General features: G+C 40.1%; 18 protein-coding genes. 8 read left to right on the plus strand and 10 right to left on the minus strand.

The features are described 5' to 3' along the window. Positions 1–9: 9 nt before the first annotated feature. On the plus strand, positions 10–1,161 hold the full coding sequence (locus BUC20_RS30025; protein ID WP_073237349.1) for a mechanosensitive ion channel family protein: 1,152 nt from the start codon (positions 10–12) through the stop codon (positions 1,159–1,161). Positions 1,162–1,800: 639 nt separating this feature from the next. Here the strand turns inward: BUC20_RS30025 and BUC20_RS30030 are convergent. Genes BUC20_RS30030 through BUC20_RS30040 form a run of 3 tightly spaced genes read right to left on the minus strand, consistent with a single transcriptional unit; the run spans position 1,801 to position 5,264 of the window. Next, on the minus strand, positions 1,801–2,460 hold the full coding sequence (locus BUC20_RS30030; RefSeq protein ID WP_073237352.1) for a phosphatidylserine decarboxylase family protein: 660 nt from the start codon (positions 2,458–2,460) through the stop codon (positions 1,801–1,803). A gap of 53 nt (positions 2,461–2,513) precedes the next feature. Further along, the gene (hpt, locus tag BUC20_RS30035) at positions 2,514–3,071 is read right to left on the minus strand and encodes a hypoxanthine phosphoribosyltransferase (RefSeq protein WP_073237355.1); all 558 of its coding nucleotides are present in this window, start codon (positions 3,069–3,071) and stop codon (positions 2,514–2,516) included. Between the two features lie 18 nt (positions 3,072–3,089). After that, positions 3,090–5,264, minus strand: coding sequence for a transglycosylase domain-containing protein (locus tag BUC20_RS30040; protein ID WP_073237358.1), 2,175 nt, complete (start codon positions 5,262–5,264; stop codon positions 3,090–3,092). Positions 5,265–5,381: 117 nt separating this feature from the next. On the opposite strand from BUC20_RS30040, the gene BUC20_RS30045 reads away from it, so the two are divergent. From BUC20_RS30045 to BUC20_RS30055, 3 genes are read left to right on the plus strand one after another with little or no spacing between them, the layout of a single operon-like run. Further along, entirely contained in the window at positions 5,382–6,458 is a 1,077-nt protein-coding gene (locus BUC20_RS30045; protein WP_200801103.1) for an Mrp/NBP35 family ATP-binding protein, read from the plus strand. 36 nt (positions 6,459–6,494) lie between these two features. Next, positions 6,495–6,740, plus strand: coding sequence for a NifU family protein (locus tag BUC20_RS30050; RefSeq protein WP_069378271.1), 246 nt, complete (start codon positions 6,495–6,497; stop codon positions 6,738–6,740). Between the two features lie 53 nt (positions 6,741–6,793). After that, positions 6,794–7,435: a peptidase associated/transthyretin-like domain-containing protein gene (locus BUC20_RS30055; protein ID WP_073237361.1), complete on the plus strand. Its 642-nt coding sequence runs from the start codon at positions 6,794–6,796 to the stop codon at positions 7,433–7,435. Here the strand turns inward: BUC20_RS30055 and def are convergent. The 5 genes from def to BUC20_RS30080 form a co-directional block, all read right to left on the minus strand. After that, a complete protein-coding gene (def, locus tag BUC20_RS30060; protein WP_073237363.1) occupies positions 7,432–7,989 on the minus strand; it encodes a peptide deformylase in 558 nt (185 codons plus the stop codon). The two genes, BUC20_RS30055 and def, sit on opposite strands and share 4 nt — an antisense overlap. Before the next feature lie 18 nt (positions 7,990–8,007). Further along, a complete protein-coding gene (locus BUC20_RS30065; protein ID WP_073237366.1) occupies positions 8,008–9,237 on the minus strand; it encodes a M16 family metallopeptidase in 1,230 nt (409 codons plus the stop codon). A 73-nt stretch (positions 9,238–9,310) separates the two neighbouring features. Then, positions 9,311–9,814, minus strand: a complete 504-nt coding sequence (locus BUC20_RS30070) for an HmuY family protein (RefSeq protein ID WP_073237368.1) — start codon at positions 9,812–9,814, stop codon at positions 9,311–9,313. A gap of 68 nt (positions 9,815–9,882) precedes the next feature. Next, positions 9,883–11,061 (minus strand): hypothetical protein, encoded by a 1,179-nt coding sequence (locus BUC20_RS30075; RefSeq protein ID WP_073237371.1) that lies wholly within the window; start codon positions 11,059–11,061, stop codon positions 9,883–9,885. Continuing rightward, entirely contained in the window at positions 11,058–12,038 is a 981-nt protein-coding gene (locus BUC20_RS30080) for a DUF2157 domain-containing protein (RefSeq protein WP_073237374.1), read from the minus strand. The genes BUC20_RS30075 and BUC20_RS30080 overlap by 4 nt, the downstream gene beginning before the upstream one ends. 161 nt (positions 12,039–12,199) lie before the next feature. Between BUC20_RS30080 and htpG the strand changes: the two genes are divergently transcribed. From htpG to BUC20_RS30100, 4 genes are all read left to right on the plus strand, one after another. Further along, positions 12,200–14,089 carry a molecular chaperone HtpG gene (htpG, locus tag BUC20_RS30085; protein WP_200801104.1) on the plus strand — a complete coding sequence of 630 codons (1,890 nt, stop codon included), beginning with the start codon at positions 12,200–12,202 and terminating at the stop codon, positions 14,087–14,089. A 187-nt stretch (positions 14,090–14,276) separates the two neighbouring features. Continuing rightward, positions 14,277–14,984, plus strand: a complete 708-nt coding sequence (locus tag BUC20_RS30090; protein WP_073237377.1) for a DUF4397 domain-containing protein — start codon at positions 14,277–14,279, stop codon at positions 14,982–14,984. 187 nt (positions 14,985–15,171) lie between these two features. After that, the gene (locus BUC20_RS30095; protein ID WP_073237380.1) at positions 15,172–15,741 is read left to right on the plus strand and encodes an RNA polymerase sigma factor; all 570 of its coding nucleotides are present in this window, start codon (positions 15,172–15,174) and stop codon (positions 15,739–15,741) included. 63 nt (positions 15,742–15,804) lie between these two features. Next, positions 15,805–17,091, plus strand: coding sequence for a hypothetical protein (locus BUC20_RS30100; protein ID WP_143166973.1), 1,287 nt, complete (start codon positions 15,805–15,807; stop codon positions 17,089–17,091). A gap of 13 nt (positions 17,092–17,104) precedes the next feature. Here the strand turns inward: BUC20_RS30100 and BUC20_RS30105 are convergent, their stop codons facing one another. Further along, positions 17,105–17,722 carry a hypothetical protein gene (locus tag BUC20_RS30105; protein WP_073237386.1) on the minus strand — a complete coding sequence of 206 codons (618 nt, stop codon included), beginning with the start codon at positions 17,720–17,722 and terminating at the stop codon, positions 17,105–17,107. Further along, positions 17,712–18,218, minus strand: a complete 507-nt coding sequence (locus tag BUC20_RS30110) for an RNA polymerase sigma factor (RefSeq protein WP_073237388.1) — start codon at positions 18,216–18,218, stop codon at positions 17,712–17,714. Before BUC20_RS30110 ends, BUC20_RS30105 begins: the two co-directional genes overlap by 11 nt. Positions 18,219–18,221: the final 3 nt, after the last annotated feature.

Genomic DNA, 18,221 nt, shown 5'->3' on the forward strand with positions numbered 1-18,221 from the left:
TAATATAAGATGGACAGTCCGTTTTTTGAGCAAATATTCTGGGGAAACAGCATTAAAGATTACTGTGTTTTTGCAGGAATTTTACTATTTGGGGTGCTATTCAAGAAAATCATATCCCGCTTACTGAGCCTCTTGTTGTTTCGCTTGTTTAAAAAATTCGCCTCTGCAGTCAAGGACGATACTTTCGTTTCATTACTGTTGCAGCCGATTGCCTTTTTCATCAGTCTCTGTTCTTATTATCTGGCGATTAACCAATTAAAACACCCTTTAAATGTGGTGCTATTTGGCTATGCCAAGCAAATTGAAAAGACAAAAGAAACGGTACATGTTACACTCGGACAAGCAATAGATAAAGTCTTTCTCTTTCTCATTATACTCTCCGTTTTTTGGATCATATTGAGAATCATTGACTTTATTGCTCATGTATTGAAGTTTAAGGCCTCTCTTACCGCGGATCGTGCAGACGACCAGCTGGTTCCTTTTTTAAAGGAGCTCACCAAGACCATCATCTGTTTCTTTGGCTTTTTTGTGCTCCTTGGTTATGTTTTCGAAATCAATGTCCTCACGCTCATCACCGGCTTAGGAATTGGAGGTATAGCCATTGCCCTGGCGGCAAAGGAAAGCCTGGAGAACCTGATTGGTTCATTTACGATCTTCCTTGACAAACCATTTACAGTTGGAGATGTGGTGAAGGTTGATGGAGTCGAGGGAACGATCGATAAAGTAGGTTTTAGAAGCACCAGGCTGATTAGTCCGGATAAAACGACCATTGTCATTCCCAACAGGGCAATGATTGATGGTGTACTGGAAAATGTAACGAGAAGAGAGTTCCGCAGGGTAAATTTCTTCATTGGTATCACTTATGAAACGCCTGCTGCGAGCATAAAGGAGATTTTGGCTGCTGTAAATACTTTGTTAACTGAGCATCCTAAAACAACAGATGGTTTTGCTGTTTTTGATAATTTCGGTGATTCGGCTTTGAACATCCAGGTGGTATATCTGGTGCTGCAAATGCCACATAGCGAGTTTATCAGGGTCAAAGAAGAGATTAATTTTCAATTGATCAGGATTGTTCAGGAGTATGGTTCTGACTTTGCGTATCCAACGCAACGCGTAGTAGGAGAAGAGCCTCCTGCGGCAGCAGCTACGAGTGCTGGTTAAATGAAATTCTGAACTAAAAAAGACCGTTATTCTTTTCATCCCCGAATCTTTGCTGAAGGGCAAATCTTCGAATGTCTTCAAAGAACAACGGTCCTTTTTTTGAAATCCTGCTCCATTCCTGTAAAGCGTGTCACCTGATCAGCGTCTATTTGAAAAGCGTCCCATCATCAGTGTCTATTTATGACGTATGATGATGATGTGCAATGTTCAACACCAGATCAGTGGCCATTTGAAATTGTCATATGATCAGTCTCGGTTTATAACGCATGATGACACAGCGCAATACTCATCAGCTGATCAGTACTCATTTGAAAAATGTCATATGATCAATATCTACTTATAATGTATTATAAGCGCAATGTTCAGCACCTGATTCTTCATTTACTTAGCTGAATTAAGTTTTTTTTGGAATGGTTTTGTCTGCTGGGTCATGGAACTTCATTTCCTCAAAAAAGAGGCGTTCTATGAAAAGGCCTAGAAAATTTTGCGCCCTTCAGCGCAAAAGATTTCAGCCTTTGAATAGTAATGCTCTTTTTGAGGACTCTTTAACACTTCATTCCCCTCCACCAGAAAACCGCGCATAAAAAAACCGGTATCTCTGAAAAACACCGGCCTTTTGAAAATAAAATATGATGTCGCTTAGCTTAGCTCTGCTAAGACCGTAATTCCGCCTTTTACAACCTGATTTAGTTCAAGGTTAACCTTAGTGCCCAATGGTAAAAAGATATCGACTCTGGAGCCAAATTTAATAAAACCGAACTCTTTATTTTGCTCTACTACATCACCTTCTTTTACATACCAGACAATGCGTCTGGCAAGCGCGCCTGCAATTTGTCTGAACAATACAGGAGTTCCGTTGGCATGTTCTACAACTACTGTAGTCCTTTCATTCTCTGTCGAGGATTTCGGATTCCAGGCTGCAAGGTATTTACCAGGATGATACTTGAAAAATTTCACTACTCCTGAAATCGGATTTCTGTTGATGTGTACATTTACCGGCGACATAAATATCGAAACCTGGAGTCTTTTGTCTTTAAAGTATTCTCCTTCTTGTGTTTCTTCAATAACAACAACCTTCCCGTCTGCAGGGCAGATTACTTTATTATCTGCGCTGGTAAATTGCCTGCTGGGGTTTCTGAAAAACTGTAGAACGATCAGGAATAAGACTCCTGAAAAAATATAAGCAAACCATCTTAACCATGTGATATCTGCAAATCTATAGTCAATGATCGCATTCAAGATGAAAATGAATAGTAATGATATTGCGATGGTGGTGTAACCTTCTTTATGTATCGTCATTGTTGATTAGGGTATTTGTTTATTTTCTGCAAAAGTGAGAAAAAATTATAACATTAAGGTAAAGGAGCGGTAACAGTTTTGGCCTTGTAGATATGGTTCAGGTTTCTGCCGAGCCCATTGTAATCCAGGCCATAGCCGACAACAAACTCATTTGCGACCTCAAAACCAACATATTCCAGCTCTTCGATGGGGGCTTTTAAGGCTTCCGGCTTCAGCAAAAGAGAGCAAACCTTAACAGAGGCAGGTTGTTGTTTGTAGACTTCTTTCAGGATGTAACCAAGGGTAAAGCCAGTATCCACAATATCTTCCACAAGGATGATGTCTCTGTCCTTAAGGTCAGCAGGTAGGCCAAATACTTCTTTAATCTCTCCGGTACTTTGGGTGTCTTTATAAGAAGAAACACGGATAAATGCCATTTCGCAAGGTAAGGTGATTTCTTTTACCAGGTCTGCCATAAATAGGAAACTCCCGTTCAGGACCCCAATAAAGATGGGGCATTTGCTTTCGTAATCTACATTGATCTGGATACCGATCAGACGGGTACGTTTTGCAATGTTTTCATTTTCCAGGAGTATTTCGAATTCCTTGTCTTCTATTTTAATCGTGTTCATATTCGTTTATACCAGCAGTTAGGAGTTTTCTTTTGATTGCTCCAGTTGCTTTTCTAGTTCTTTTTCTTTTCTACGCTGTTCTCTCCGTTCCTGTCTGAGCTGTTTTTTTGTTTTTTGAAGCGTATCTGTTTTTATGACAGGTTTGGAAGTGGTATCTTTTTTAGATCCACCACCAAAGATGCGGTCGAACAGGCTTTTAGACTCATCGTGCGTCTCTATTGCAGGAAGAGGATCATCATTGTCAAACGCCGTAGTATCAACAGTGGTAGAGTCGGGTAGTAAGTATTGTCTCAGGCCTGGTCTCAGTTGTACATTGTAAAAACCATATCCACTGCTGTCTGAAGGGGTCAGGCCGCGTTTGGCCATAATGTTTCCGATATACTTGAAATAAGGATAGAGGTAGTCTTTTAGTCCTCCGTCTCCCCTGAATTTGTAGAGGGCAATTTTTGGTCTGGGAACAATATTGGCTAGAAATATTCCTTCACCGATATTGAGGTCTGAAGGTCTTTTTCCGAAGTAATACCTGGTTGCTTCTCCGATTCCATAAATGTTTTGTCCCATTTCAATAATGTTGAAATAGACTTCCAGCATTCTGTTTTTGCTGATCAGGTGGTTATTTTCAATTAACCATACAATCAGGATTTCTTCTGCTTTTCTGGCGAGCGTTTTTTGCCTGCTGAGGAAAATGTTTTTAACCAGTTGCATGGAGATGGTACTTCCTCCCCTGACAAATTTTTTCTCTTTGAAATTTACCGCAAAAGATTTACGGATAGATTCCTGTACGAATCCTTTATGGGTAAAAAAGGATGGATCCTCAGAGGTTAATATCGCATTTTTGAAATTACTGGATACTCCCGAGAGGGGGGTAAAGTTTGGATTGGAAGGGCCGATAAGAATATCACGCATTGGCTTTCCTCTCTCATAAGGGGTATAGACAAAGTCTTTATTGATCTTCTGAAGGTTTGTTTTTCCCCATTTAAGGATTTTGAAATTACTTGGCGTTAGTCCGGAATTGAAGCGAACGCTATCCGGAGTAGCACTGTCCAGGTAAAAGTTAAGGTCGTATTTTACCTTTCCACTTACTTTTAAGCCATCCAATGATTCGAATAAACCCTGCGGAAAGGCATTCAGAACTTCCTGAGCATCTTGTTCCGGAGCCTGAATTTTCAGTTCATAAATCTTGTTCGGGGATAAGGTATATTTTACATATGGATGAAGGGTTGCTTTTTTCAGAAAGACGGTAGATGAGCTGTCCAGGGCTACATAATTAGGCCCGATGAGCATATCTGCATCAATTTTAGCATCAGGGATTACAATGTCATTGGAGGCTATTTTCGGATGGTTAACCATGAGGTTTTTAACTGACCAGGATCCTTTTATTTTGAAGTCATCTCCGCTGTAGTCTGCGCTTTTCATTTCCGTCCTGACAGTATCAAAACTGAATTTAGCTTTGAGTTTATGTTCCAGGTAGGGCAATTCTACTTTTTTATCGTCCGCAAAGAGCATCACATCAAGCTGTCTTCGGCCCGGTTTTACTGTTCCGTTGACATGCCATGTGGCAGCATTATCGTTGACCACGATACTGGATAGCAATTCCCCATCGTTTATCGTGGCTGTTGTGGTTAAGAACTTCAGCTTCGCAGTATCATTATCATTGACCAGAAGCATCAGGTCTTTTATTTCCATATTGTCAGGGATTTTATATAGAACCTGATTCAGGAGGTTGTGAGCAATATCGGCAAGGTCTGATTTGGTTTTCTTTTCCGTGTTTTTCTTTTTTCTCTTGAGAAAGAAGTCCAGGTTACTTAAAGAATCTTTAAATACCACATTCAGTTTTCCTTTATTCAGAATGATTTCTGAGAGTTTGACATTTCCGAAAATCAAAGGAAAAAGCTTGACGCCGACCGTAAAATCATCAATAGTAGAAAGGGTATCGCGGTCTTTTGGGACTACAGATATGTTTTTCATGTGTACTGTGCTCAGTCCGCTGAAACCAGATTCCCCGATTTTAATTTCAAGGCCATAGTCTTTGTCGGCTTTAGCAATTGCTTTGGCCATCATCGTTTTCAATAATGCCTCGCGTTTGCTATAAGCTATAAAACCACCAATAACGGAGAGCAATAGGAAAACCCCTAACACCCACGCGCCAATTTTCAGGTATTTTTTAGGGATGTTAATTTTTGGAAGATGCATGCTGTAAAATAGATAATAATTGCTAAACGTTAAACGCAAATGTTTATTTCGTGTTAAAATTACACTTAAAAAGCCTAAAGTCAATTAATTGTGGTCCTCTTTTGTTAATTTTGGCTAATGATAATTAGTCCAGAACAAGTTCTAGCCGCTCTGAGAAATGTTGAAGACCCTGATCTTAAAAAAGATCTGGTGACTTTGAACATGATCAAGGATTTGAAAATAGAAGATAAGAACGTGAGTTTTACCTTAGAACTCACTACTCCTGCCTGTCCGATGAAAGATATGTTGAAAAATGCATGTTATAATGCTGTAAAGCATTTCGTCAGCCAGGAAGCCGAAATAGAAATCAATATTACTTCGAAGGTCACCAAGCCGATGGATATCAATCAGCTCAAAGACATCCGCAATATTTTACTGGTTTCATCAGGGAAAGGCGGTGTTGGAAAATCTACCGTAGCCAGTAACCTTGCCATAGCACTTGCTGCTGACGGGGCGAAGGTAGGATTGATCGATGCAGACATTTACGGTCCTTCAGTTCCTACTATGTTTGATCTGGTGGGGGCTAAGCCCAGTGCCAGAGAAACTGAAGATGGAAAAACATTAATTCTTCCAATTGAAAAATATGGGATTAAGTTGTTGTCTTTAGGCTTTTTTGCAGATCCGGATCAACCTGTACCATGGCGTGGGCCGATGGCTTCAAATGCGGTTAAGCAATTGTTTAATGATGCAGACTGGGGTGAGCTGGATTACCTGGTGGTAGACCTTCCTCCGGGAACAGGAGATATTCATATTACCATTACCCAGAGTTTCCCGATTGCGGGTGCTGTAATTGTGACTACTCCTCAGCAGGTAGCCCTTGCAGATACCAGAAAAGGACTGGCGATGTTTAAAATGCCAAGCATTAATATTCCTGTATTGGGAGTAATCGAAAATATGGCTTATTTTACGCCTGAGGAGTTGCCGGATAACAAATATTATATCTTCGGTAAAGATGGCGGTAAAGAGCTGGCAAAGTCATTTGAGGTGCCTTTTTTGGGTGAAATCCCAATCGTTCAGGGAATTACGGAGGCCGGAGATAAAGGTGCCCCGATTGCATTGAATAAAGAAAGCAAGATTGCCGCTTCTTTTGCAGAGATTGCAGGAAAGGTTGCACAACAAGTGGCAATTAATAACTCGCTGACTGTTAATTGCTAAAAAATTACTATTTTTATACTTTAAAAAATTACCAAAATGGATTTAACACAACAAGTAGAGCAGGCACTGGAAACCATTAGACCATATTTAATCGCTGATGGTGGAGATGTTGCTATAGAAGAGATTACGGCGGATAATGTAGTTAAATTGAAATTATTAGGAAACTGCGGATCATGCAAAATGAGCTTCATGACCATGAAAGCTGGTATTGAGCAGGCGATTATGAAGGCTGTTCCACAGATTACTTCGGTTGTTGCCATTAACCTTGCGGAGCCGGTATAATTGTTTTAACACTATTTAACTAGCCGTTTTAATTAATACCGCTATTTTTGTATATGAAGTATTCACTCACCTTATTATTGCTTCTTTTCATTTCTTCTGCGTTTGCACAACAAACAACGGGAAGTAAGAAGTTGATTCAGTTTACCGGAATTATCACCGATGTAGACAGTAATACAGTGGTGCCTTATGTAACGGTAACCAATTTAACGAATAAAGGGCAACGGTATGCGGCCAATTATAAGGGGTATTTCTCTTTTATTGCACATCCGGGTGACACCATTCTTTATACTGCTGTGGGATACCGGGATCTACTCCTGTCTATTCCGACGCAGATCGACGATAGCAAATACACCGCAATGGTGAAATTAAAAGCTGAAATTATGAACCTCCCTACGGTCAGGGTATACCCATGGGCTACTGTAGAGGAGTTTACCCGGGATTTCATGGCCATGAAGATTGCTGATGATGATTTCTCCATTGCGATCAGGAACGTGTCGCAGGAGAGCATTTCAGGATTGATGCAAACCCTTCCGAGGGATGCGGGCGAGATCTCCGGAATCAACTTCAAGCTGAATCATGACCGGGCTTTAAACAAGAATATGGTGCAAACCAACCCGCTTTTAAACCCATTTGCATGGGGTAAGTTGATGCAATCCATATTCAAAGGGGATAAAAGCAGGAGCGAAGGGAATTAACGCCTTCTGCTCTGCTGTGGAAAACGCATTTTATAATCTGCCTTTACATTTCCTTTAGAAATCGCGTCAAGTTTACTTTTCAGCATTCTTTTACGTAATAAGCTCAATGTGTCAGTAAACAGCTTACCCTGGATGTGATCATATTCGTGTTGAATTACACGGGCAGGCATTCCTGTAATTTCTTCTTCATGCAGTTCCCAGTTTTCATCATAATAGCGGATTCTGATGTTGGGTTTACGCATTACATCTTCTCTGATATCGGGAATGCTCAGGCATCCTTCATTGAAAGCCCAGGGTTCTCCGGTTTCTTCCAGGATTTCGGCATTGATGAAAGTCCTTTTGAAAGCGTTTTCATCTTCGTCTGCTCCGGTATCAACAATAAACAATCTGATTGCTAAGCCAATCTGAGGAGCAGCTAAGCCAACGCCATGTGCATTATACATGGTTTCGTACATGTTGCTGATTAATTGTTTTAAATCCGGGTATTCCTGCTCAATAGGAGCACAAACCTTTTTTAATACCGGATCGCCATATGCTACAATAGGTAATTTCATAGTGCAAAAATACAAATATTACCCTAAAGGGTAAAAAGTTAAGGAGGTAAGATTACTTTCATCTAATATTTCATTGGCAATATTGGCCATATCAGTGGTAGTTACTGCCTGAATTTTGTTAAATACGGTTTGGAGGTCGTCAATTTTGTTGTAGTCTATGAGACTTTTAGCCATGGATATGATCAATCCAATTCTGTTTTCTTCGCCAAGGGCGATTTGTCCGATAAACTTATTTTTCGATTTTTGAAGCTGTACCTCTGTCAGGGGATGATCTTTAATTTTTTTAAACTCTCTGAAGATCAGAGAAAGTGCTTTATCCACTTTTTCCTGGTCGGTGCCAAAATATAAGGTGAAGATTCCGGTATCACTAAGCGGGCTGTAACCTGTTTCTATTGTATAGGCAATTCCATGTTTTTCGCGGATTTGCAGGTTTAAAATGGAACTCATTCCTGTGCCTCCCAGCAAATTATTGAGCAGGAGCAAACCCGTTTTATAAGGATGGTGCAAAGAATAAGCCTGAGCACCTAACATGGCATGTGCCTGCATGATGGGTTTCTGAAAAGAATGGGTCACTACAGGCGCCTTTTCCGGGACTATCCGGGAGTTGTTATGTAAGTTTTCTGGTATTTCAGCATAATATTTAGTACCAATCTTAACCACTTTATTTAAGGAATAGTTCCCTAAAACAGCGATGATCATCTTATCTGTATGATAGTTTTCTCTGATAAAATCATGGATGTCTTTCTTACTGATTTTATTGACGCTTTCCGCGCTGCCAAGAATATTTCTTCCCAAGGGGTGACCTGCAAAAACAAGGTCCTCAAAATCGTCATATATCGCCTCTTCCGGCTGATCCAGATAGGAGGTAATCTCATCAAGGATGACACTCTTTTCTTTCTCCATTTCATCCTCCGGGAAGGTTGAATGAAAAACGATATCGTGGAACAGTTCTAAGGTCCTGTCCAGGTAGGGATTGAGAAAAGAGGCATGGATGCAGGTATACTCCTTTGTCGTATAGGCATTGAGGTCTGCACCAACACTTTCCAGACGGTTTAAGATCTGGTTTGTATTTCTTTTCTCTGTGCGTTTAAAAATCAGGTGCTCAATAAAATGGGCAAGGCCGGCTTTTTCATCCTGTTCATCCCTGGAGCCACTATTTACAATAATGCAGGCATGAGATATCGCAGATGCAGAAGGGACATGAAGTAATCTGATGCCATTAGGCAAGGTGTGAACATTGTATTCCATCAAGCTGCAAAGATACGCAAGAAATAAGCTTCTGCAGGATAATATTTCTGTATCAATTTAAGGATTTACCTGCTTATTTGATGACCGAATACCTGAAGGTATAGAAGCCGGTCTCATTGTAATCCTCTTCGTCAAAGTAATAGCTTAAAATTTCCAGTTTGACATGCTTTCCTGCTGCGGTTTTAACCAGGATTACCTTACCTGGAATGGGGGTCAGGGCATGGCTTGCCATGTCGTAATTATACCAGCCATTGCCTGATCCTGTTGGAATCGCACTGCTGCTCTGGCTGTCTTTTTTATATCCGCTCTCCGGAGCTTTAACTACCTTATCAAAGGTTGTATTGCTTAAAATCTGGGCAGATACATTTCCTTTACTGTTGATTTTAATTGCTGTATTGTTGAAGGCGAGGTCCCACTTTTCTGTTTCTTTTACAATTTTTCCAGCTTCCAGGCTATAGAAAGTGGTTTTTGACTTGGCATCCAGATTTTTCTCTGTCTTTAAAACCTGAGCGTTAGCACTGAGGCCGGCAAATAGAAAAGCAGATACTAAGGATAGGGTATAGGAAGGTAATTTCATGTCTTTTTTTTACAAAGAAACAAACTATCTGGAACTATTCTAAATAACTGCAAAGATTTATTTTCTTTTTAAAAGTCTGCGCTTGATCCTCCTCCTCCGAAATTCCCTCCTCCCATTCTCGGTGTTTCAGGCGCAGCAGCAGGACCAGAAAAGGTTTCGCCGACAATAAGCGACTCTACTTTGATCTTATCCAGCAACTGATCGTCATCCAGTTCTTCATAAGTAAAGCCTTTCTTTGGCGTTTTCAGGTAGCGGATTACCCCATAAGATAAGGCCAGTAATCCTGCTCCAACCAGGGATAAAGCCCCTTCTATCGGCATGAGATGGTAATAATTTCTAAAGGTGAAGGCCGCAGCAGCAACCAGGATTAAACCGGAACGCAATAAGATCACGTCCTTTCGTTTGAGGCCCGAGGCGATGTAAACAAAAGGGAGCGCTATGGTCCAGGCCCAGAAGAACCATCCCAGAGGGATTCCTTCATCGCTTTTTAAAGGCTGGCTGATCATGCTTCCCATTTCTCTGACCACAAAGTAATTTCCCGCGGCATAACCCACAAGAAGAGAGAACACCTGCACTGCTATTAGACAGTTTTCATAGTTTTTATATTTCTTCAGGTAAACGCATAAGAAATATACTCCTGCGGAGACCAGTATGATCAAAAAAGGAAGAAAGGCTGTCGCATAGGGTCCGTAACTTTGAGCGCTGAAAAACAGGAACAATATTAAGGACAAAAAGGAGATCACCGCCATCAGCATGTCTGCAAACCGCAGGGCAAAATAACCCGCCAATATAAATGTGAAGGGACAGACCTGGCTTTCAAAAGAGTCGGAAAGGTTATGACGCCCGATTAGGCTCAGGTAGCCAATATAAGCAGCCAGGATAAGCCCTCCGGCAGTCCACATCAATGCATCGTCTACACCAGATCTGAAATGATGGTTTCTTTTGACGATTAATTCCAGCATGATATAGCTGATGATTCCTAAAAATAGCCAGTATCCAGGGGAGGTGATGAGGTCATTTATATCACTCAGCATGAGGCTGAGCAGTCCACCGGCAAAGCCCGTTATGATGTAGGTCAGGATGAAAAGACCAACCCTCATGAAAATATTAGGTGAATAAAAGCCCACCGGATACTTTTCTTCCAGGTGCTTTAATTCTTCAGCAGTAATGTCTCCCAGACGATGTGCTCTTTTTAACTGGTTCTGCAAATCTAAATTGTTCAGCCAGGTTTTGTTATAAATGATCATGAGGCTTTAATTTGCTTGTTTAAATAGATTAACAGACGGATTAGGGCAATGGCAGAACCAATAAAATACAGGCAGCACAGGTATATTGCAGCGATATCATTAATTGTAATGAAGCCTCTCACCATGATGATGCTAAAGGCGATATAGCTATAAAGAACTACGAGTAACAAAAAGTAGAATGATTTATGTTTCCTCGCGTCTGTATACAGGTAAAATGCCAGGGCAAAGAGTACCACAAGCCATAAAAATGAAAAGGGGGCATCGTAATGGTTAAAGTAACCAAACAACAAAGAGATAAATGAAATATGGATCCCGAAATGCAGGTAACTAAATCTGAAATGTTTTTTGAAATTGAAATATTCCGTCAGCTGACCAGCTGCCAGGAGTACCAGGCCCAGGATCAGGTAGGTGTAAATTACCGTTTCGTTGTCAAAGTTCCCACTGGAGAGGACCTGAGCGGGTGTAACCGACACCCCCATCCATATGGCGAGGTTGGCAATTCCCATACTGAGAATCCCAAGGTGGTCAAATTCATAAGCGACAAAAAAGAGCAGCAGCATAGGGATAAAAGTTGCCATGCCATAGTTCGTGCCGAAAACGGTGTACTGAAACTGTAAATAGCCGACGAAGGTTAAAAAGCTGAGGCAACCAAGAAGCAGGAGGTAATCAAAAAGAGAATTGGGCGATTTTACCAGTTCTCTGCTAAAAGGAGGACGGTGTTTAAGGCAATAAGCAAAACAACCGATGCTGATGGCTGCGATGATGGCCAGGATCACCTGATGGCCAATGGTGTCAATGTTCTTGTAGATGAGAATACCTAATCCGGTACTCAACAGCATGACACCCAGATATAATAAGGTTTTTAATTCCCAATGCAGGGAAAACAAGGGGTTTTGCTCCCTAAGGCGTATCTTTTCAAAAGAAGTGGCTGAAATAAAGTCTTCTTCTTTCAGTTTATCGTAATGCTCCGCATTCATAGGGCAGGAAATGTTTAATCATAAGATATTCAAGTATACGCAAAGATTTTGTTTCCCCGTGATCAATAAGGAATTTGGGTGTTAAACTGTCAATTTGACAAGAAAGTCGAATTGGAATAGCCATTGATAGGATCGCTATGTACTTAAAAATGAGTTAACATATGAGCATAGAAGAAAAAGGAACCATTTCCATTCACACGGAGAATATTTTCCCGATCATCAAAAAATTCCTGTATTCAGACAATGAGATTTTCCTGCGCGAGCTGGTATCCAATGCCGTTGATGCGGTACAAAAGATCAAACGTCTTGCCGCACTGGGACAATACAACGGAGAGCTGGGTAGCCCATTGGTAGAAGTTGCTGTTGATGCAGAAAAAAAGACCATTACCATTACTGATAATGGTTTAGGTATGACTGCTGAAGAGATTAAAAAATACATCAATCAGGTGGCTTTCTCTGGAGCAAGTGAGTTTGTAGAGAAGTTTAAAGACGCTAAAGATGCAAATGAAATCATAGGTAAATTCGGTTTAGGCTTCTATTCTGCGTTTATGGTCGCAGATTTGGTGGAGATCCAGACACTTTCTTATCAGGATGGTGCTGAGCCTGCCCGTTGGGTATGTGATGGCAGTACTGAATTTGAAATCAGTGCTGGTAACAGAGCTACCCGTGGTACGGAGATTACCCTGCATATTAATGCAGAATCTGAGGAGTTTCTAAGTAAAAATAAGCTGGAAGAGATTCTGGATAAATATGGTAAATTCTTACCGGTACCTATTAAATTCGGAACAAAGACAGAGCAAATTGCTGATGGTGAAGACGAAGAAGGAAAACCAAAAACAGTAGCTGTTGAGGTGGATAACATCATCAATACCACTAACCCGATCTGGACAAAGGCACCTGCAGATTTGTCAGACGAAGATTATCTTGCGTTTTACAAACAACTGTATCCTTTCTCTGAAGATCCATTGTTTTGGATCCACCTGAATGTAGATTATCCTTTTAACTTAACTGGAGTGTTATACTTCCCTAAAGTGAAGAACGATTTCGACATGCAACGCAATAAGATCAAGCTGTTCTCCCGTCAGGTATTTATTACCGATGAGGTAAAAGATATTGTTCCTGAGTTCCTGATGTTGTTACATGGTGTGATTGATTCGCCTGATATTCCACTGAATGTTTCCAGAAGTTTCCTTCAGGCAGACAGTAATGTTAAAAAAATCAACAGTTACATCACTAAAAAAGTAGCGGATAAACTACAGGAACTTTTCAATAAAGACCGTAAGGCTTATGAGGAAAAATGGGGTGATATCGGGTTGTTCGTAAAATACGGCTTGGTAAGTGAAGAGAAGTTTTATGATAAAGCGAAGGATTTTGCGCTATTGACCAATACTAAAAATGAGCACTTTACTTTAGGAGAGTACCATGATAAGGTAAAAGACTTCCAGACTGATAAAAATGGTCAGGTGGTTTATATCTACTCTAATGATCCTGCCAAACAGGATAGCTTTATTCAGTCGGCCAATAAGAAAGATTACGATGTTTTATTGATGAACTCGCCGATTGACAACCATTTCATCAATCATTTAGAGAACAAACTGGAAAAAACGCAGTTGAAACGTGTAGATTCAAGTGTTGCAGATAAGCTGATCGAAAAAGATGATGCGATTGAATCTGTTCTTACTGAAGAGCAGTCTAAAAAAGTGACTGAAATCTTTACAAAAGCAATTACCAAACCTGGAATGCAGGTAGAGGTGGTTGGTTTAAACCCGGAAGAATTACCTGTTACGGTAACCATGGATGAGTTTATGCGCCGGATGAAGGACATGGCTCAGATGGGTGGCGGAATGGGCTTCTATGGAAGTATGCCAGACAATTACAAGGTGGCCATTAATGGAAACCATAAGCTGATTGGTAAAATTCTTTTAACGGACAATGAAGAAGAGCAAAGCCTGCTTGCCAAACAAGCAGTGGATTTGGCTTTATTGGCGCAGGGAATGCTAACCGGAGCGGAATTAACTGCATTTGTGAGCAGAAGTGTAAATCTGATCTAAGAAATATTTTCTCTATGAAAACCCCGTTGCATTCTCATGTAACGGGGTTTTTTATGATCTGAAATTGAGGGTTGAAATGAAAACAAAGAAAAATTTAAGGGAACTGTAGCGTTTTTAAAGTGTATTACGTTTTAGGAAGAAAAAACAGAAATACACAAAATAATTTGTACACTTTAAAATTTTAATCATGGAAATTTCTAACAAACTTAAAAATATAGGTAAAGGATTTGTTGCCATTGTTGCCATCTCAGTTGCATTGTCTGCCTGTTCTAAAAGAAATGATCAGCCATCAATTATAGCTGCAGGTGTTTCTTTTATCAATGCGAGTCCGACAGTTAAAGAATTTGACATTTATATTGGAAGAGATCAATTGATGGCCGATGCATTCAAATACGGGATAAAGTCTGTCTACGTTGCGCTATACCCGGGAACCACTACCTTACGGATTACTGAAAGAGGAAAACCAACACTTCTTTTAACTAAAGATCAGACTTATCAATCCGGGAAACGTTATTCTACCTTTTTAATAGATACCGGAGCTAACAGATCCTTCTTAACTGTTGTTGATAAACTGGATAGCCCGGCTACAGATACGAAAGCAAAAGTTCGTTTCCTTAATTTAAGCCCGGATGCTCCAGCCTTGAGTTTAGCGGTTACAGGAGCTGCGGCCCCTTTATTCACGAATAAATTGTTTAAGGAATCAACCTCTTTTACTGACGTGGAGCCAGGAGATAATGTTTCTTTTGACCTTAAAGAGGCAGATGTCGTAAAAGCTACTCTGGCTGCCGGAAAGCTTGAAAAAGGAAAATTTTATACCATTTATGCCAAAGGATATAAAGGTAAATCAGATGGCGACCTCTTAAAGTTTGGCGCCAATATCTTTGTCGCACAATAGATACCCCCCAGGCCGGTTTCTTAGGAGATCGGCTTTTTTAAACGTTTAAGAAGAAATGATTAAATTTGCATTTTGACTCTTAGACAATGTGTTAGCGTATATTGAGATTGGAATTCTTATTCAATCTCTTTGTTTTATCCGTGTAAAGATGGAGAACTTAAAGAATCCTTAATTGTGTTAGAAAAGAATGCTCAAGTTTGAGGACGTATTAGCGGGGTGTTTGAAAAATGACAACAAGTGCAAAGAGGTGGTTTATAAATCATTCTATGGCTATCTAATGGGCGTGATTTTGCGATACGTTAATGATAAAAATGATGCTCAGGAGTTGATTAATGACAGTTTTATTAAGGTTTTCAAGAGCATTGGGCAGTTTGGTTTTCCAAAGGAGAAGGCTGATTTACAGAAAGCCTTTAAAGGTTGGATTGCGAGAATTTCTTCCCGGACGGCGATCGATTTTCTGAGAAGCAGACGGACTTATCTATATGTAGATGACATAGAGGAACAGCAACAGCCTCTTACAGAGCTCAATGCCATTTCACAGCTTAATGTGCAGGATATTATGAAACTATTAGGACAACTGCCTGAAACACACAAGCTGATTTTTAACATGTATGAAATTGAAGGGTTCTCGCATGATGAGATCTCAAAGATGTTGAATATACCGGAAAGCTCCAGCCGGGTTTACCTGACCAGAGCAAAGAATAAATTAAGGATGCTTTATTCAAAATCATTAATTAGTTCTTATGAATCCAACTAAATTAAACAATAGAGACCGTGCATCTTATCCATGCCAGATCCTGATAAATATAATGAAACAAGCATGAAACCTAATGAACATATAAAATTGCCTGAAGACGAGCTAATCACTCATATAAGGGAGAGTTTAATGGCTCATGAGGAGGAGTATGCCCCTGGAGCATGGGAGAATTTTATCCAGGAAAAGCCAAAGAAAAGAGGTTTACTCTTTTGGTTGGGTAGTTTAAGCAGTGCTGCTGCGGTTTTATTGATCGGATTCGGTTTGTTTTTTACCCTGAATAAAAATACGGTACCTAAAAATCCTGAGCTCAGTGTGATTAAACCGCTGCAAAAGGCCCCGGGTGTACCCGAAGCGGCTGATGTGAAGCCAAAAGAAGATGTAGAATCAGGACAGGAGGAACATTCGGTGGTAGTTGCAGGGCTGAATAGCAGCAGTACAGAGGCAGGTTTAGATTCTGGTTATCCTAAGGTGGCGATGGAAGGTCCGATAGAAGTGAAAACACCTGATCAGTATATTATAGCAGTTCCTAATGCAAAAAATGAAGTTGCCCTGAATTCAACAACTGTTAAACAAGGAGAAGTGGTTGTTCAGGAGCAGGTTGTTGCCCAGGTTCCACAGGCTGAGAAAAAAAGGAGCTTCCAGGAATTCCTGAATGAGGAGTCTAAACATAATGGAGCGGTCAAAAGAGATAACTCGGTATTAAAGAGACAAAGTAAATGGGAAATGGGGCTGGTTGTCGCTCCATCATTTGGAAACAATAAAGAATTAAATATGGGGTATGGTCTGAGTATGGCTTATGCTTTATCAGATAAGGTGTCCATTAGTTCAGGTGTTTCCTATAATCAGATGGGAGCTTCAAGGTCTATCGTAAATGAGAATCCACCTAATATGGCATTGAGTATGGACATGGGGGCAGGAATGGCTAAAGAAGAAAAGGAATTAAAATCTGTAAGCGCCCGTCTGCGTGGGATAGATATTCCACTTGAGCTTAAGTACCATTTGAGTAAAAAGCTGTACGCAAATGTCGGGGTGTCCGCTTTTGCAGTGATTGACCAAAAGCAACAAAATACATTCTTCGAAAGGAAGGTTGAGTCGCAGGGTTATAGTCTGGAAAGTGGATCTGCAAAAACGACCGTCTTGAATAGGACAGTTTCTGAAGAGGCACCTAAAGAGGAAGTTAAAAATGATCCTTATCTGGGTTTTTATAACTTCTCTGTGGGATATAAACAGAAGATTTCAAAAGGGAAATCATTTTCTGTTGAGCCCTTTGTAAAATTACCGATGAAAGAACTCAAACAGGAAAACCTGTACCTAATTGGCACAGGTGTGAGGTTGAAATTCGATTTTTAAGATTCGGTCTTCTCTATTGTTCTTCTTTCAACTCGCTGATAAGTGACTCTATTTCTTTTGCATACTTTCCATAATATTGATTTAACCATATGATTGCAAAGAAATGAACCATGGTGTAAATCGTCAGGGTTGTTAAGCCAAAAGCGATATAAAAATAGCCGGGCTCGTTGGTGATCACTTTTAGAAAGTAGGCATAATTGTCGTTTACAAGTATGATGGCCCCAAAAATCAGAAAAACCGGCAACAAGATGAAGTTAAACATCTTATAAAGCTCCATGTTTAGTTTCAGGTCATAATTCAATTCATACAGGCTGTCTTTGGTATTTAAAGAAGACGCTCCGATCTTTTTGTAGAATTTGTAAAACCGGATCAGGAAATATAAAGTGGTGATGACAAAAAGAATATATGCAGAATTAAAGGGGATTTTAAGTGCCGGAATGAGCTTGAAAAAGCCAGGAATAAAGGCGCTCATGAGTAAGGCCAGGATTTGAAATATGGCTTCTCCTCTCATGTTTTTTCTGAATTTGTCTAAAGGCATTTGTGCTTTCTTCAGACTCTGAATGTCTTTGGGGATTTCAATCGGCTGCTCCGATTCTTTATTCCATGCTGATTTTATATCGTCAAAATTCATAACCTTGTTTTTTTATAAGTTCTTTTAATTTATTTTTTGCCCTGTTGAGCTTAACCCTTGCGTTCCCTTCAGTAATCCCCAGATTCTCTCCGATTTCTTTGTGGGAATAGTCTTCCAGAAAGTAAAACATCAATGCTTTCTCAATTTTGTCCAGCTTTTGAAGTGCTTTGTAAAAATGTGCCAGTTGTATTTCTTTTGTTTCCGCCTCATCTGAAGGAATCTCTATTTCTTCTGCGATGATATTGGCATAAGTGTCCTGCTTGCGCTTGTCTTTCTTGAAAAATACGATTGCAGTATTTAAAGCAACCCGGTACATCCAGCTCGAAAACTTACTTTGATGGTTAAATGAATCATAAGATTTCCAAAGCTGGCAGATGATTTCCTGAAAAAGATCTTTCTGATCGTCTTCGTCGTCCATGTACATTCTGGAGATTTTATGTATCATTCCTTTATGGGATTCTATTTCTCTAAGAAATTCTTGCTCCTTTGCTTTCAAATC

The sequence above is a fragment of the Pedobacter caeni genome, assembly GCF_900129215.1.
Classification (GTDB): domain Bacteria; phylum Bacteroidota; class Bacteroidia; order Sphingobacteriales; family Sphingobacteriaceae; genus Pedobacter; species Pedobacter caeni.